The sequence below is a fragment of the Pseudoalteromonas sp. CO348 genome, from assembly GCF_004208845.1.
Classification (GTDB): domain Bacteria; phylum Pseudomonadota; class Gammaproteobacteria; order Enterobacterales; family Alteromonadaceae; genus Pseudoalteromonas; species Pseudoalteromonas maricaloris.
On the sequence record NZ_SGPI01000012.1, the window covers coordinates 132,765 to 149,307 of the forward strand.

19 protein-coding genes are annotated in these 16,543 nt (G+C 44.2%); 16 read left to right on the top strand and 3 right to left on the bottom strand.

Translation table 11 applies throughout. From position 1 onward, the window contains the following. The first annotated feature begins 73 nt into the window (after positions 1–73). Genes EXT48_RS05175 through EXT48_RS05185 form a run of 3 tightly spaced genes read left to right on the top strand, consistent with a single transcriptional unit; the run spans position 74 to position 1,697 of the window. Positions 74–391, top strand: a complete 318-nt coding sequence (locus EXT48_RS05175) for a DUF440 family protein (RefSeq protein ID WP_010371248.1) — start codon at positions 74–76, stop codon at positions 389–391. A 17-nt stretch (positions 392–408) separates the two neighbouring features. Further along, a complete protein-coding gene (locus tag EXT48_RS05180; RefSeq protein WP_010371252.1) occupies positions 409–1,236 on the top strand; it encodes a YdiY family protein in 828 nt (275 codons plus the stop codon). Positions 1,237–1,247: 11 nt separating this feature from the next. After that, entirely contained in the window at positions 1,248–1,697 is a 450-nt protein-coding gene (locus EXT48_RS05185) for a hypothetical protein (protein ID WP_130163780.1), read from the top strand. 31 nt (positions 1,698–1,728) lie between these two features. On the opposite strand, the gene EXT48_RS05190 is transcribed toward EXT48_RS05185, so the two are convergent. Further along, positions 1,729–2,214, bottom strand: a complete 486-nt coding sequence (locus EXT48_RS05190; RefSeq protein ID WP_010371256.1) for a peptidylprolyl isomerase — start codon at positions 2,212–2,214, stop codon at positions 1,729–1,731. An 11-nt stretch (positions 2,215–2,225) separates the two neighbouring features. After that, on the bottom strand, positions 2,226–3,137 hold the full coding sequence (ygfZ, locus tag EXT48_RS05195; protein WP_130163781.1) for a tRNA-modifying protein YgfZ: 912 nt from the start codon (positions 3,135–3,137) through the stop codon (positions 2,226–2,228). 160 nt (positions 3,138–3,297) lie between these two features. Between ygfZ and EXT48_RS05200 the strand changes: the two genes are divergently transcribed. Further along, positions 3,298–3,549, top strand: a complete 252-nt coding sequence (locus EXT48_RS05200; RefSeq protein WP_010371260.1) for a succinate dehydrogenase assembly factor 2 — start codon at positions 3,298–3,300, stop codon at positions 3,547–3,549. Between the two features lie 40 nt (positions 3,550–3,589). Beyond that, entirely contained in the window at positions 3,590–3,943 is a 354-nt protein-coding gene (locus EXT48_RS24030) for a protein YgfX (RefSeq protein ID WP_338139156.1), read from the top strand. A gap of 57 nt (positions 3,944–4,000) precedes the next feature. Here EXT48_RS24030 and nadB read toward each other — a convergent pair whose 3' ends face one another. After that, on the bottom strand, positions 4,001–5,602 hold the full coding sequence (gene nadB, locus EXT48_RS05210; protein ID WP_069018605.1) for an L-aspartate oxidase: 1,602 nt from the start codon (positions 5,600–5,602) through the stop codon (positions 4,001–4,003). 296 nt (positions 5,603–5,898) lie between these two features. Here nadB and rpoE point away from each other — a divergent pair, with 296 nt between their 5' ends. From rpoE to EXT48_RS05265, 11 genes are all read left to right on the top strand, one after another. Next, entirely contained in the window at positions 5,899–6,480 is a 582-nt protein-coding gene (rpoE, locus tag EXT48_RS05215; protein ID WP_010371267.1) for an RNA polymerase sigma factor RpoE, read from the top strand. A gap of 1 nt (position 6,481) precedes the next feature. Beyond that, positions 6,482–7,093 carry a sigma-E factor negative regulatory protein gene (locus tag EXT48_RS05220; RefSeq protein ID WP_130163782.1) on the top strand — a complete coding sequence of 204 codons (612 nt, stop codon included), beginning with the start codon at positions 6,482–6,484 and terminating at the stop codon, positions 7,091–7,093. Then, positions 7,094–8,044, top strand: coding sequence for a MucB/RseB C-terminal domain-containing protein (locus EXT48_RS05225; RefSeq protein ID WP_010371273.1), 951 nt, complete (start codon positions 7,094–7,096; stop codon positions 8,042–8,044). It begins immediately after the preceding gene. Then, entirely contained in the window at positions 8,041–8,499 is a 459-nt protein-coding gene (locus EXT48_RS05230) for a SoxR reducing system RseC family protein (protein ID WP_010606761.1), read from the top strand. Before EXT48_RS05225 ends, EXT48_RS05230 begins: the two co-directional genes overlap by 4 nt. Before the next feature lie 59 nt (positions 8,500–8,558). After that, entirely contained in the window at positions 8,559–10,346 is a 1,788-nt protein-coding gene (gene lepA, locus EXT48_RS05235) for a translation elongation factor 4 (protein WP_010606762.1), read from the top strand. A 12-nt stretch (positions 10,347–10,358) separates the two neighbouring features. Then, complete coding sequence (gene lepB, locus EXT48_RS05240) at positions 10,359–11,294, top strand: signal peptidase I (protein ID WP_010371286.1); 936 nt, start codon at positions 10,359–10,361, stop codon at positions 11,292–11,294. Positions 11,295–11,296: 2 nt separating this feature from the next. Further along, a complete protein-coding gene (gene rnc / locus EXT48_RS05245) occupies positions 11,297–11,974 on the top strand; it encodes a ribonuclease III (protein ID WP_010371291.1) in 678 nt (225 codons plus the stop codon). Further along, positions 11,964–12,863 carry a GTPase Era gene (gene era / locus EXT48_RS05250; protein WP_045989845.1) on the top strand — a complete coding sequence of 300 codons (900 nt, stop codon included), beginning with the start codon at positions 11,964–11,966 and terminating at the stop codon, positions 12,861–12,863. The genes rnc and era overlap by 11 nt, the downstream gene beginning before the upstream one ends. Beyond that, on the top strand, positions 12,864–13,556 hold the full coding sequence (recO, locus tag EXT48_RS05255) for a DNA repair protein RecO (protein WP_039497123.1): 693 nt from the start codon (positions 12,864–12,866) through the stop codon (positions 13,554–13,556). It abuts the gene before it with no gap. Positions 13,557–13,641: 85 nt separating this feature from the next. Then, a complete protein-coding gene (gene pdxJ, locus EXT48_RS05260; RefSeq protein ID WP_130163783.1) occupies positions 13,642–14,376 on the top strand; it encodes a pyridoxine 5'-phosphate synthase in 735 nt (244 codons plus the stop codon). 81 nt (positions 14,377–14,457) lie between these two features. Beyond that, the gene (locus EXT48_RS05265) at positions 14,458–16,512 is read left to right on the top strand and encodes a TonB-dependent receptor (RefSeq protein ID WP_130163784.1); all 2,055 of its coding nucleotides are present in this window, start codon (positions 14,458–14,460) and stop codon (positions 16,510–16,512) included. The last annotated feature ends 31 nt before the right edge of the window (positions 16,513–16,543 follow it).

Below are 16,543 nucleotides of genomic sequence, written 5' to 3' on the forward strand. Positions count from 1 at the left end.
TCGCGACTAAGTATTTATGTTTTACCTCATTTTGCTATCATTGCGCCAATTTTAAAACAACAGGCTAGCGTCCATGACAGCGAGACTTTGTAGCATCGAAGAAGCCACTCACCAAGCATATGATATCTTCCTTGAGTTGGCCCCGGATAATCTTGAAGAACACGATATTAATATGTTCAACGAACATCGCGAAGATCGTGGCTTCATTGAAGAAAGTGAGCCGGACGAGAGTTGGTCAAGCATCACTGCGTATGAACAAGAAGCAGAACCAGAGCACTTCGTTCAGGTTTTGGTCGGTATCGAGTTTGATGACTCGGATCAGGTGTACGCAAAAATCCTAATTAGCAGAGATTTAGATGCGCCGTTTTGTCATATCATTTGGAAGCAATAACCGGAAAGTAGTTGTCAGTGCCGTTTTTTAGAACTTTCGCCTTATTTGCAATTGGCTTGGTTTCGCTACCAAGCTTAGCTACGGATCCATTCGAAGATTTTCACGAATATGGCAAAATGCCCGATGACGAAATTCATCAAAAACATAAGGGCGAAATGCTGTACGGTGACGTTGAATTTGGCTTTATCGTTAACAAAGGTAATACGCAAAACACGTCATTTAAGTTAAAAAGTAATCTCTACCAAGATTTCCCCAAGTGGCGTAATCAATTTAAATTTAATGGCCTTTATCGCCGCGAACACAATACAGAAACGGATGTCGAAGATGTCTCAGCATCGCGCTACTTTGGCTCTGCGCAAGGTAACTACAAATTAGGGGACGATAACGCTTCGTTCTTTATGTACGGCGACTATGAGCGTGACAGGTTTAATGGCAAGGAATATACCACGACATTTGCGCTTGGTTATGGCAATCGTGTGTACGAGGGACGAAAGAACACGGTAGATATCGACATCGGTCCCGGTATGTCTATCTCTCGTGTGGATAACGAAATCGAGCTTGAACCGGAAGAAGATAGAACGGAGCAAGGCCAGCTTTTGCGTATGGCATTGCAGTGGGAAAGAAACGTTTCAAAGCGTACCCGCTTTAATCAAGACGTGAGTTTTGAGCAATCGCTGTCAGGTTTAAACTCCCGATTGTTTGCTGAATCTGCGCTAGTTACACAAGTGATTGGCGGAATTGCGCTGAAGTTTGCGTTTATTTACCGTTATAATTCGCAGCCAGAAAATGAAAAAGAAAAGGTAGACACCGAACTTGGTGCTACATTAGTTTACAGCTTTGATTAAGAAGATTATCGATGTATAAAAATACACAGTTTGCATGGGTTATATGGCTGTTTCTAGCCTTTATCGCCAGTTTTACCATATTGGCAATTTTCCTAACTGGTAGCAATCTTGCCTTTGTCGGCTTTTTGGTGATCCTCGCGCTTGTTGCGTTTATTTTTTACGGCTTAACCATTCAAGTGAACCAAGAGCAACAAACGTTAAGCTGGTGGTTTGGACCATCGGTCGCCAAAATGACCTTAAAGTTTGAAGATATTGATTATGTTCAGCCTGTGACTAATTCTCTACGTCATGGCATTGGCATGCGGATCAGTACAGACGGTTGGGTATACACAGTTGCCGGATTCAAGGCGCTCGAAGTGGTGATGAAGGATGGCACGAAATATCGCTTAGGTACTAATGACCAAGCCAACTTGGTTACGGCAATGGAAAGTAAACTTAAACAAGAAAAAAGCGCTGAATGATCAGCGCTTTCTATTAGTAACTCGACTTATCTTAGTGGTCGTGACCACAACCGCCTTCGCCATGAACATGGCCGTGGGCAACTTCTTCAGCTGTAGCTTCACGTACTTCAAGCACTTCAACGTCAAAATTCAGTGTGATCCCAGAAAGTGGGTGGTTCGCGTCAACAATGACTTCTTCGTCTTCGATACCAATAATCACAACGATTTGGTCGCCTTCATCAGTGGTAGCTCTAAATTGCATACCCACTTCGATTTCCATGTCTTCAAACATTGATTTGGGAACCGCCTGAGTCAGTTCGTCAAAGCGTTCACCATAGCCTTCTTGTGGCTCTATGGTCACACTGAAAGTGTCACCAGCTTGTTTGCCTTGAAGGGCATCATCAAGACCTGGGATCAGATAGCCTGAGCCAAGCATCGCTATTACAGGCTCATCATCAAATGTGCTATCAATCGTGTTGTTGTCTTTGTCTTGAACTGAGTAGTGGATTGTCACTACCGAGTTAGGGCCAATAATCATATAAGATCCCGTTAGTTGTCTTCTAAAGAATAAGGTAGAGGTTGAATAGTAAGACTCACCTCTGGTGAATTTTTTGCTCTTAGCACCGCGTCTTGTGGTGTGTCATTTGGCATCACAGCTAGCGCATAATAACGGCCGCTGCTAGCATCAAAGGTTTGTTGAATAACCTTGCCACCACGACGCCAGTTGTCTTCAATCTGCAGTTCAATGTCTGCCTCTTCGATGCGCTCTGCAGCTTTTCCTGTCACTATGTACATGGCACGTTTGTTTTTACCAAGATAGCGCATACGAGCTACGGTTTCTTGACCAGTATAGCAACCTTTCTTAAAGCTGATCCCGTTAAGGGCTTGAAGGTTAACCATTTGTGGTACAAATTCGTCCACGTGATCGGCATCAAGGCTTGGCTCTCCTGCTAAAATGCTGGCCGCAATAAACGGTGCTGGATTGCTTTGTTGTTCCACGTCCGTGGGTAAACTTGCGCCTTCGAACGCGATGAAAACAAAGCGCTCGTCTGCGAGTTTTAGCAGCTTGCCGTTGGCAACATCCACAGCACTTGCGTCAGACGAAAGCTCAACGTCAAAGGCAGTAGCAAGCGCTTTACTGTCCTGAGTCATTAAGCCAAAGACTTCGCAGTCAGCAAAATCAATGTCGACTTTGGCAAAAACGCCGTACTTTTTTAGCTCACGAAGTGATGCTTCAGCTTCGGCTACACCTGCAAGCATTAAGTAGTCGTCTTGATAGCGAGTTAAGCGCGACACAGACCAAAGTTTGCCTTTAGGGCTACAATGCCCAGACCACATAAAATTATCTTCTTTGATAAGGTTAATGTCTTGAGTAACCTGACCGTGCAAATAGCTAAGTTTATCTTGTCCTGAAATGCGAATAACCTTGAACGGAAGCGCATAAGCACGAGCAATTGACATAATGTTGATCCCTATTAAAGTGTTTTCGTAATGTTACCGTAAAATCATAAGTGGAGATAGGGACGGACGATTTCAATGTGCCATTTCTATAAGTTTTATGGCATATGTCCTGCACAGTGGGTATAATTTTCTCAATAGTTTATGAGGGGTTAATCAGTTTATGGTTGAGTTACTGCCTAAAGCTCGAGTTAAATGGGCTTGCCGTCGTGGCATGTTAGAGCTGGACGTTATTTTAGAGCCGTTTGTTGAGCAGGCTTATGACGCGCTATCCGACGAAGGTAAGTACGTGTTTCAGCGTCTAGTTACCTGTGAGGATCCAGATTTATTCGCTTGGTTTATGGGTCATGAAGAATGTCCAGATCCAGAGCTAAAACGCATGGTTAAGTTAATCCTTGATCGGATCCGCGTATAGAATCGACTTTCAACACAATCTTCAGAACCACACCTTCTTTGTGGTTCTTTTTTCTTGCCTCACTTTTATCCTTTTTCTGCTGTTTCCTGCGCTGTGGTGGTTAGTCGCAATCGTATTTGCCGTGACGGGTTATTGCAGTTGGCAAACTGTTCTATCTCATACACCAAAGGCGGGTACTGTACTCATGCTCCCGAAGGAAAACTTCATTGAAATACAGTCGCAAACGATAAATTTCAAAGGGCAGCTTATTGGTGCGACCATATGGTTTGATAGTCAAATAGCGCTAAAAATCATGGATGCGAACCAAGCTAAGCAGCAGATATTTTTGACTCGACAGGCAATACCTGAAGCGGACTGGCGTTTACTTTGCCGCACTGCGCTGCAAGCCAATTAGAAACAGCGACCAGAGCATGGCGATAAAAATCAGCACATGCTCTACATGCAAATATTATTATTTTGTCGGTGACAAAACGGTAGGGGTGGGGTTTTCAGCCATGTCTGGGAAGTCAATGGTATAGTGCAGTCCACGACTTTCTTTACGTTCTAACGCGCTGCGAATAATCAGTTCAGCTACTTGTACTAAGTTACGTAATTCAAGTAGGTTGTTACTCACTCTAAAGTTGGCGTAATAATCGTGGATCTCTTGCTGCAATAACTCAACGCGGCGTAGCGCACGTTCTAACCGTTTAGTAGAGCGCACAATGCCAACATAATCCCACATAAACAATCTAAGTTCGTGCCAGTTGTGGGTGATCACTACTTCTTCATCCGAGTCGCTGACACGGCTTTCGTCCCAATCTGGTAACTTAGATGGCTCAGGACGATTATCGATTTTAGCTAAAATATCTTTTGCTGCAGCGTGGGCAAACACAATGCATTCTAATAACGAGTTACTTGCCATGCGGTTTGCGCCATGTAGACCCGTGTAAGCCACTTCGCCGATTGCATATAAATTGTCGATGTCAGTACGACCGTTAAAGTCAGTCATAACACCACCGCAAGTATAATGCGCCGCTGGCACTACGGGGATTGGCTCTTTGGTGATATCTAAACCAACACTTAGGCACTTAGCATAAATCGTAGGGAAGTGCTCAATGATGAACTCTTTGTCTTTATGTGAGATATCCAGATAGACGCAATTTGCGCCCAATCGTTTCATCTCATAGTCAATGGCACGGGCGACTACATCGCGAGGAGCGAGTTCTTCGCGCTCATCAAAGTCAGGCATAAAGCGTGTGCCGTCAGGACGTTTAAGCAGCGCGCCTTCACCACGCATGGCTTCGGTTATTAAAAAGTTTTGTAGTTCAGGGTGGTATAAGCTGGTCGGGTGAAATTGGTTAAACTCCATGTTGGCCACACGACAACCCGCACGCCACGCCATTGCGATGCCGTCACCCGAAGAAACATCTGGATTTGAGGTATACAAGTAAACTTTACTTGCGCCACCCGTTGCTAAAGCGACAAACTTAGCCGAGATGCTCTCAACTCTATCCGCTTTGCGGTTGTATACATAAACACCTTTGATATCGCTTGAGTCGCCATGTTTATCTTTGATGAGATCGATGGCGTTGTATTGCTCAAGTATATTAATTTTTGGGTGTAACTGCACTTGGCTAATTAATGTGGTTTGAACGGCTTTACCCGTTGCATCAGCTGCGTGCAATATACGACGATGTGAATGCCCACCTTCACGGGTTAAATGAAAGCGCTCTTTCCCTTTGCTATCCACTTCCATATCAAATGGTACGCCTTGCTCAATCAGCCACTTCAAGCAATTTTTTGCATTTGAGGCGGTATAGTGCACCGCATCGCGGTCACATAAGCCAGCGCCTGCCGCAAGCGTGTCTTCGACATGAGATTCAATACTGTCATTTTTCTTATCGAATACTGCGGCAATGCCACCTTGAGCATAAAGTGTGGAGCCTTCTTTTAACGCCCCTTTGCTTATCACGGTAACTTTACAGTGGTTTGCCAAAGAGAGCGCAAGAGAGAGTCCAGCAGCGCCACTACCAATAATGACTACATCAGTATTGTGGTGAGTCGTATTTTTCATATTCGAAGATCTTTACTGTTTTTGCGTTTAATTCTGCTATTTATACCACATCTGCTATCATAGAAGGCAGAGAGTTTGTTCCGTTTAATGAGAATCATTTAGAACATTTTGTGTGACTGCTAATGGAATAATGCTAAAAAGCAGCCAAGAACTAGTACGCAAAGATGGATGAATTCGTTTATTTTAAAAAAAAATACAAAAAAACAGAACTTTTTATTCAGTACTAAGTCAGAGTAGCTGTGAATGATGGCAACTAGATACGATTTAGAAAAGCAAAAAGAGGAGTACCGGCTCGAATGAGCGAGCAGGATTTAGATCTAGATATAGTTAAACGCGTTCAACAGGGAGATAAAAACGCATTCAACCTGTTAGTTGCCAAGTATCAAAATAAAGTCGCAGCGCTGATTTCTCGTTATGTAGCGAATCAAGGCGATGTGGCAGATGTGGCACAGGAAACGTTCATTAAAGCTTATCGAGCGTTACCTAACTTTAGGGGCGAGAGCGCATTTTATACTTGGTTGTATAGAATCGCGGTTAACTGTTCAAAAAATTATTTGGTGGCGCTTGGTCGAAAGCCGCCGGCAAACGACGTAGATGCGGAAGAAGCCGAGTTTTATGATGGTGCAGACCAATTAAGATCGAACGCTTCACCGGAAAATCTATTGTTAAGCGACGAAGTGAAAGCAGTGATTTTCAAAACTATCGAGCGCTTGCCTGATGACTTAAAAACCGCAATTACTTTGCGTGAAATCGAAGGCATGAGCTACGAGGAAATCGCTGTCATTATGGATTGTCCGGTAGGTACAGTTCGTTCGAGAATTTTTCGCGCAAGGGAAGCGATAGATAACAATTTGAACCCATTAATAGGTGAGTCTTAATATGGCACAAGCTGAAAAACAAGTGACAGAAGATTTAACGACATCGCAAATTTTTGACGGTGATCTGTCACTCAACGCTGAAACTGATGTTCGTTTAGACGAACAAAAGTTTGCTCGGTATGCCTTGATTGGTGATGTAATGCGTAGTCAAAAGCAAGATACACCTTGCATTGATATCACCAGCAGCTTTGCAGCGGCACTTGAACAAGAGCAAACGTATAGTGAGCCGGCCGTTGAGCAAGTGAGAGAAACGACGCCGAAAAGCAATGTGATTGAGCTAAGTGCATGGCGTAAGCCGTTTGCACAAGTGGCTATCGCGGCAAGTGTGTCATTGTTTGCTGTGCTTGGGGTTAATACGCTAAGCACAGATGCGACTTTACCTGCGGGCGATGCATTACAGTTGCAATCTACTCCTTTTGCTGGAGGCGTTTCTCCTGTGAGCTTATCAACTGAGCCTGCGCTTGAATCAGCGGCTAAAGGCATTAGAGAGTTACAGCAGCAACGTATTGGTGCATTGGTGCTAGAGCACCAAAGACAGTCACGCATGGCATATGCACTGCAGCAATCAGGTGAAAACAATACCGCTGAAAAGCAAGAGGAAAAAGAGCAATAAATGAGAGCACTGTTAGTTGTAGTAAGTGTATTTTTCTCTAGTTGGCTGTGGGCAAATGAAAGCGTATCAGCCAAACAACTGCTAAAAGACATGGCCGAAGCGGTGCATCATAGAAACTTTGATGCATCGTTTGTCGTGGTGAAAGGAAAATCTATGGAGCCTTACCGTTGGCTTCATGGTAACCAAGATGGGACTGAATTTGAGCTTTTAAGTTTGCTCAATGGTGCAGGACTTGAAATGATCCGCATTGGTGACAAAGTGACTTATTTTGAACCAAAGTCTGAGCCTTACACCATCCAAACAGATTCGATAGCAGGTCCTATTCCCGAAGTTTTGTTCAAAAATATCGACAGCCTCAAAGAGAGCTATGATTTTGTCTTAGGTGGTAAAGGCCGGATCGTTGACAGACCTGCTCAGCTTGTCAGGTTAGAAGCAAAGGACGACGCTAAATACAACTATTGGTTGTGGATAGATACCGAGTCATCTCTGTTGCTAAAATCCGCTTACGTAAACCAACAAGGCGAGTTGTTAGAGCAGCTTCAGCTTACCCATATCAGCGTGACTGAAACTCCGGCCGAGCAATTGTTAGAACTTTCACAAAAACAGTTTCCTGAAGCCGTATCTGGGTTGTTGAAGACACTTGAGAATGGCACAAAAAACAATTGGCAAATTGGTTGGTTACCTCAGGGCTTTGAGCTGCTAAAATCTGACAGACATAAGTTAGATTTAAACAATGAGCTGGCAGACTACTACTTGTTTTCCGACGGCCTTGTTGATATTTCGGTATTTGTACAACGTCCTTTACCGGGCCAGCGCCCAAGTGGAGCGCTTTCGTCAGGTGCGACAACGGTGTACGTACACAATACAGGTGCGTTTGACGTATCCGTAGTTGGAAATATTCCAGCAATGACCGCAAAAGCAATCGCTGAGTCTGTGAAAAGACCTTTATGATAGAACAAACTCTGACAGTTGCCGCCATAAAAGGCGCAACTGTCTACTTAGAAGCGCAGCCAAAACCCGCTTGTGAAGGCTGTAACGGCAAATGCGGCTCCCAAGTATTTGCCAAACTCTTTGGCACCCACAAAAAACAATTCCCTGTAGATTTGACGGAATCTGTCGAAATTGGCCAAAAAATTAAGTTGGCATTAGACGACTCTAATGTAGTGAAACATGCGTTTTATGTTTACATGATGCCATTGCTTTTTGCTTTTGCTGGCATGTTTATCGCAGCCCTCGTACTTGGTCTCAATGAACCCTTGCAGATACTTATTGCATTTACGAGTGCAGCACTCGGTTTATTTTTCGCCAGAGTCCAAGGGGATAAACTCAAACATCAGGTAAAAGTGATAAAAATTTACCCAATTAGCCTACCAATAACGCAAATAGATGGTGATTGTACTAAATAAAATGTAAAATCGAGGCCTTAATCTCTATTTGTGACTAACAGAAGTATTGAATCCAGTATATGAAGCATATCCGTAACTTTTCTATTATTGCCCACATTGACCATGGAAAATCGACGCTATCAGACCGCTTAATCCAAGTTTGTGGAGGTTTAACAGACCGCGAAATGCAGCAGCAGGTACTGGATTCGATGGACATCGAACGTGAGCGCGGTATTACCATCAAAGCACAGAGTGTAACGCTTAACTATCAAGCAAAAGATGGTGAAACCTACCAGCTAAACTTTATCGATACACCGGGACACGTTGACTTCACTTATGAAGTTTCGCGCTCTCTTGCCGCTTGTGAAGGTGCGTTATTGGTTGTTGACGCGGGTCAAGGTGTAGAAGCACAAACACTAGCGAACTGTTACACCGCGCTTGAGATGGACTTGGAAGTTATTCCGGTACTAAACAAAATTGACTTACCACAGGCTGATCCACTTCGCGTTGCCGAAGAAATTGAAGATATCGTTGGTATTGAAGCATTAGAAGCGGTTCGTTGTAGTGCGAAAACGGGGATCGGCATTGATGAAGTGCTCGAAGTGATCGTACGTGATATTCCGCCACCAGAAGGTGAGCCAAATGCGCCACTACAGGCACTGATTATCGATTCATGGTTTGACCCGTACCAAGGCGTAGTGTCATTGGTGCGTATTAAAAACGGTGAATTAAGAGCGGGCGAAAAGATTAAGATCATGTCTACAGAGCAAGCTCACCAAGTAGATAAGGTTGGTATCTTTACTCCTAAGCAGACCAATACCGGGGTGTTGAAAACAGGTGAAGTAGGCTTTGTTATCGCAGGTATCAAAGACATCCATGGTGCACCAGTTGGTGATACCATTACCATGGCTCGTGATTCTGCAACAGACCGTTTGCCTGGTTTCCAAAAGGTGAAGCCTCAGGTATACGCGGGAATGTTCCCAATTTCATCTGATGACTATGAAAACTTCCGCGATGCGCTTAATAAATTGAGCCTCAACGATGCATCACTATTCTTCGAGCCTGAAAACTCAACAGCACTAGGCTTTGGTTTCCGTTGTGGTTTCCTTGGTATGCTCCATATGGAAATCATCCAAGAGCGCCTTGAACGTGAATATGACATGGATCTTATTACCACAGCTCCAACGGTAATCTATGAAGTAGAAACTAAGCACGGTGTGGTGAAAATCGATAATCCATCGGATTTACCGCCAGTAAACGACATTATTGAAATTCGTGAACCAATCGTTGAAGCAAATATTCTCGTTCCGCAAGAATATTTAGGAAACGTGATCACGCTGTGTGTTGAAAAGCGTGGTATGCAGACCAAGATGACCTATCACGGTAAGCAAGTTGCGTTAACCTATGAACTGCCGATGTCGGAAGTGGTAATGGACTTCTTTGATAAGTTGAAGTCTACCAGCCGTGGTTTTGCATCACTCGATTACAACTTCAAGCGTTTTGAAGCATCAGACATGGTGCGTGTGGATATTCTGATCAATGGTGACCGCGTTGATGCGCTTGCAATAATTGTTCACCGCGATGGTTCACAAACACGTGGCCGTCAGTTAGCTGAAGCGCTGAGAGAATTGATCCCTCGCCAAATGTTTGATATTGCTATTCAAGCTGCAATTGGTAATCACGTTATTGCGCGTAGTACAGTTAAGCAGTTACGTAAAAACGTAATCGCGAAATGTTATGGTGGTGACGTGAGCCGTAAGAAAAAGCTACTGCAAAAGCAAAAAGAAGGTAAGAAGCGTATGAAGCAACTTGGTAACGTTGAAGTGCCACAAGACGCATTCTTAGCAATATTGAAAGTAGGTAAGTAACAGGAAATACAAATGGCAGGTTATTTTTCAATTTTATTGGTGCTACTCACGGTCGGTTCTGGCCTTATTTGGTTGATCGATCATTTGGTGTATGCACCAAAAAGACAAGCTAGGCTTGCTATTGCGCAAGGTGCGTCTGACACTCAGTTGGATGCCGACATCATTGCGGAAATCGCACCTGAACCTGCCATTGTTGAAAACGCGAAATCAATTTTTCCTATGATTGCAGCGATCACGATTTTCCGCTCGTTTATTTTTGAACCGTTTCAAATTCCATCAGGCTCAATGATGCCAACCTTATTGGATGGCGATTTTATTCTAGTGGAAAAATATGCTTATGGGATTAAAGACCCAGTGTGGCGTAGCAAAATCGTTGAAACGGGTACACCTGAGCGCGGTGATATTGCGGTGTTCAAGTTTCCGCTAGACGAGCGTATTGATTTCATCAAACGTATTGTTGGTTTACCGGGCGACCATATTGTTTATCGCAATCGTCAGCTTTACATTAAACCTAAGTGTGAAGACGGGCAGAGCGAAGCTAACGGGTTGACATGTGGTGAATATAACAAGATTGATGTAGATATTGTAAATCGTGATGAGTTTACGCAAGGCCCAATGCAGTTAGTGCGTCTAACCGAGCATTTGCCAAACGTAGAACATGATATTTTAATTAATCCTGAAGTGTTAGAGTTAACAGATCGCTACTATCAACAACCAGGTACTCGCCGCGATGAGTGGGTAGTACCAGAGGGAAGTTATTTTGCGATGGGTGATAACCGTAATAACAGCCAAGATAGTCGTATGTGGGGTTTTGTACCTGATGAAAACTTGGTTGGAAGAGCGGTATTTATTTGGTTAAGTTTTGATTTTGATAATGGCCCAGACAGCATTTTGCCAGGGTGGGTTCCAACTGGTGTTCGTTTTGAACGCCTAGGTAGTATTCAGTAAAAATGAAAAGAAACGTAGAAGAACTTTATAATAAAATAGGGTACAACTTCTCTGATAAGGCGCTGCTTGAGCAGGCTTTGACGCATCGCAGTCACAAAGGCCAGCACAACGAGCGTCTCGAATTTTTGGGCGACTCTATTTTAAGCTTTGTGATTGCAAATGCTTTGTATCACAAGTTTCCAAAAGCGCGTGAAGGTGATTTAAGCCGCATGCGCTCAACGTTAGTGCGTGGTCAAACGCTGGCGGAATTCGGTGTGGAATTCGCGCTGGGTGATTATCTGCGCCTAGGTCCAGGTGAGCTAAAGAGTGGCGGGTTTCGCCGTGAGTCAACGCTCGCAGATGCAGTAGAAGCCATTATTGGTGCTGTTTTCTTAGACTCTGACATCGATGTGTGTAGAGATTTGGTACTAAGTTGGTACGAATCACGCTTAACTGCGATTTCACCTGGTCATAATCAAAAAGACCCGAAGACGCTGCTGCAGGAGTATCTACAGGCTCGAAAATTACCTTTACCGGGCTACACTGTAATAGATACCAAAGGGCAAGCTCACAACCAAACATTCACGGTCGAATGTATAGTGGAAGGGATGGAAAGTATAATTTCAGTAGGCAGCTCGCGACGTAAAGCTGAGCAAAAAGCTGCCGAAAAAGCGCTTAAGATACTAAAGAATGACGCTTGATACACATTGCGGCATGATTGCCATTGTCGGTAGACCTAACGTAGGTAAATCGACACTATTAAATAAATTGGTTGAGCAAAAGGTAAGTATTACCTCGCGTAAACCACAAACCACTCGTCACCGCATCATGGGGATCCATACAGAGGGTAACTATCAAGCGGTGTACGTTGATACGCCAGGACTTCATATTGAAGAAAAGCGTGCAATTAACCGCTTAATGAACCGAGCAGCGTCAAGCTCAATCGGCGATGTTGAACTGGTTATTTTTGTCGTTGAAGGGACGCATTGGACGCCTGATGACGAAATGGTACTGACCAAAGTTAAAGACAGCGGTCGTCCTATCTTGGTGGTGATGAATAAAACCGATCAGGTAAAAGATAAAGACTTGTTGATGCCACATATTCAGTGGTTGAGTGAACAGGGTGATTTTATCGGGATCGTACCTATCTCTGCGAAGCAAGGTAAGAACGTTGATATGATCAGAGAAGAAGTGCACAAGCGTTTACCTGCGTGTGAATTCTATTTCCCTGAAGATTACGTTACCGATCGCTCAATGCGTTTTATGGCGGCAGAGATCGTGCGTGAAAAGCTGATGCGCTTTATGGGCGATGAATTACCGTACTCGGTGACGGTTGAGATCGAACAGTTTAAGTGGCAAGACAACGGTGTTTGGCAGATAAACGCATTGATCCTTGTTGAGCGCGAATCGCAAAAACGCATGGTGATCGGCAACAAAGGCGAAAAGCTCAAAGTGATCGGTCGCGAAGCGCGTAAAGATCTTGAAAACATGCTAGACAATAAAGTCTATCTCGAATGCTGGGTTAAAGTGAAATCTGGCTGGGCAGACGACGAACGCGCTCTTCGTAGCTTAGGGTACGGAGAAGACTGATTGGATAGCGACTTTCGACAGGCCTATCTGTTACATCGCAGACCTTACAGCGATTCTCAGGTACTGCTTGACGTGCTGGTCGAAGGCGTTGGACAACTCAAAATGCTTGCCCGAGTAAAGGGCAAGCAATCCCTCAAACATAATGCCCAGTTGCGGCCATTTTCATTACTTTTACTGCAATATGCAGGCAGATACGATTTTAAATACGTAAATCGTTTTGAACCCACAGACAATCAAATCCAACTCGTTGGGCGGCAGTTATATTGCGGCTTGTATCTCAATGAGCTAACACAACGCGTGGTGCCAACCAACGAACCGCTAGAGCAGATCTTTTCGCTCTATCAGCTACATTTAATGCGTTTGGCCCAAGATGAAGATGTGGAACCTATCTTACGCAGCTTTGAATTGCAATTGTTAGGTGAGCTGGGTTTCGGGGTGGAACTGGAGTTTGACGCAGAAGGTAATCCAGTGCGGCCAAAAGCCGCGTATAAGTACGTATCTGAGTACGGTTTTATTGCAGTCGGTCGTGAACCTGATACGATACCGGGCAGTATGTTATTGGCCATTGCCAATCAAGATTTCCAAGACCTTGCCGTGAGAAGGGCGGCTAAGCTATTAACACGAAAATTAATGGCACCGCTGGTTGGTAAGCAAGGGCTGAAAAGTAGAGAGCTATTTATTTCAAAGAAATAATACCAATTTAATCAAAAGTATAAATCGGTATCGCGGTAATAAGTGGGTAATCCACTTGCTACGTCATATTATCAAGGGATAAACGATGAAAGATATTTTACTCGGCGTCAACGTAGACCATATTGCAACGCTTCGTCAGGCGCGAGGCACCAGCTATCCAGATCCTGCACATGCAGCTGCAGTAGCTGAGCACGCAGGTGCCGACGGTATTACTATTCACCTACGTGAAGATCGTCGCCATATTCAAGATCGCGATGTTTACGTGATGGCAAAAACCATCCAAACACGTATGAATCTAGAAATCGCAGTAACTGACGAAATGCTCGACATCGCTTGCGAAGTAAAACCTGAATATGTTTGCCTAGTGCCAGAAAAGCGCGAAGAATTAACCACGGAAGGTGGCTTAGATGTTGCGGGTAATCTAGATAGGATCACAGCAGCAACTCAGCGTCTAGCTGATGCGGGTATCAAAGTAAGCTTGTTCATCGATGCGGATAAAAAGCAGCTAGATGCTGCAAAGCAAACCGGTGCGCCTTACATTGAGATCCACACCGGTGCTTATGCTGATGCTGAGAACGACACCGAAATAACCGCGGAGCTTGAACGCATTCGTGAAGGCGTTAAGTATGCTCATGGCCTAGGCCTTATCGTCAACGCCGGCCATGGTTTGCATTACCATAATGTTAAACCGATTGCACAAATGCCAGAAATCTACGAACTGAACATTGGTCATGCCATTGTTGCTCGAGCGGCAATTGATGGACTGGAAAAAGCAGTGCGAGATATGAAGCGTTTGATGTTAGAGGCAAGACAAGCATAACGCTTAGTGGTAAAGAAAACGAAAGGGCTGTGTAGCCCTTTCTTTTTGCCTTGTAATCGAGTTAATACAATTGGTATCAAAATGAAAAAAATGGTGTTGGTCTTTGCAAGTTGTGCCCTTACACCACAACTTAGCAAAGCGACAGAGAACAACGAATTTGAAATCATCACTACTACGGCATCCAGATTGGCTGAGACGGCAGGAGAGCGCCCTGTGAGCCTCTCTTTGCTCACAGAAGCTAAATTGGATGACATAGGCGTCACGCATATCGAAAAGGCGTTGAGGCTTGTTGCTGGCGCAAATATACAACATGGTAATGGTCAAGAGTATCTACCTGCATTACGCTCACAAGTGCTCTCTGGTGCAGGCGCATGTGGCGGCATTTTAATGGCTGAAGATGGTATTGCACTCAGAGCCGCTGGCTTTTGTAATATTAATGAACTCTTTGAATCGCACTTTGAAGCGGCTGAGCGTATAGAAGTGCTAAAAGGGCCAAACAGCGTATTGTATGGCTCTAATGCGGTGCATGGAGTGGTTAATGTGATTACTTCAAACCGCATTCAAAAGACACCTAGGATTGCATTAGATATCGGCTCCTATGGTTATAGCCGAACTCGGATACAAGCTGGTGATAAAGCCCTTGGCTTGGGCGCAGCGTTAACCCTTACAAAAGATTCGGGTTATCGTGACGATGAAAGCGTTGAGCAACAAAAGTTGAACGTCAAACACCAATATGAAGGTGAGAAGATTGGTGTCGTATCTGGAATAACATACACCCACTTAGATCAGCAAACTGCAGGTTATATAACCGGAGTGGACAGCTATAAAAATAAGCAATTGGCAAAGCAAAACGAAAACTCTGAAGCATTTAGAAAGGCTGAGTCATTTAGAGCTTGGACAGAGATAACCGGGCACTTTGATGATAGCAACACCGTACTGATAAAACCTTATGTACGCTGGCAAGAGATGGAATTTGTTAAGCATTTCTTACCGGGTAAGCCGTTTGAAGAAAATGGTCAAACTGGTGTGGGGCTGCAAACGCTTATACACACTGAATTAAGTGACTCAATACAACTAGATTGGGGAATGGATGCGGAATATACTCAAGGCGAGATGTTGCAGTATCAGCCTACGCCGACTGAAGGCTCTGCATTTTTACGCTCGACTATTCCCACAGGAAAACACTACGACTATGAGGTAGATGCAAGGCAACTCGCGCCTTTTGCAAATCTCAGTTGGCAACAAGGTAACTGGTTAGTTGAACTGGGCGCTCGTTTTGAGTCAATGAAATACGATTATCGCAACTTTTTGCCTACTGGGCGCACCAAAGAAGATGGCTCAGTGTGTGCAATGGGAGGATGTCGTTATAGTCGCCCAGCCAGTGGCAAAAATAGCTTTGCTTATTTTTCACCAAAATTTGGCCTAAGCTATGCGTTCACTGAGCGAGATATTGCCTATGCTAACGTGTCTCAAGGCTATCGCGCACCACAAACTGCTGAGCTTTACCAATTGCAGCGAGCGCAGGTAAAAGCATCGCTAGAGGAAGAAAAGGCGGATAATATCGAGCTTGGCCTAAAAGGGAGTGCAGATAGTCTTGGCTATCAGGTCGCGATTTATGACATGGAAAAAGAAAATTTGATCTTCCGAGATAGTGACTTTTTCTATATCAATGATGGTCGCTCAAGACACCGAGGTGTGGAGTTGGAGCTGAGTTATTCATTCACAGCACATTGGCAACTAGATCTCGCCGCAACGCGTGCTAAGCATACCTATGAACAAGATAATATTCTTGGTGGCATCAATATTAACGGCAACGATCTAGATTCAGCACCAAGGAACATCATTAACGCCCAATTACACTGGCAAGCACTGGATAACCTAAGTTGGTCTTTAGCTTGGCATCATGTAGGAGAGTATTTTACTGACCCCGAAAATCTTCATCGTTATTCCGGTCACGATTTACTGAGTTTACGAGGAAAGTGGCAGGTAAATCCGCATTTGGCGTTGACGATGAGAGTGAAAAATCTAACCGACGAACGTTATGCTGAGCGTGCCGATTACACTTCATTTAGTGGTGAAAGGTACTTTCCCGGAAGACCAAGAAACATTCTAGTGTCACTGGACTACCGCTGGTAATAGATGAAAAAGGGAGCAGAAAGCTCCCTTG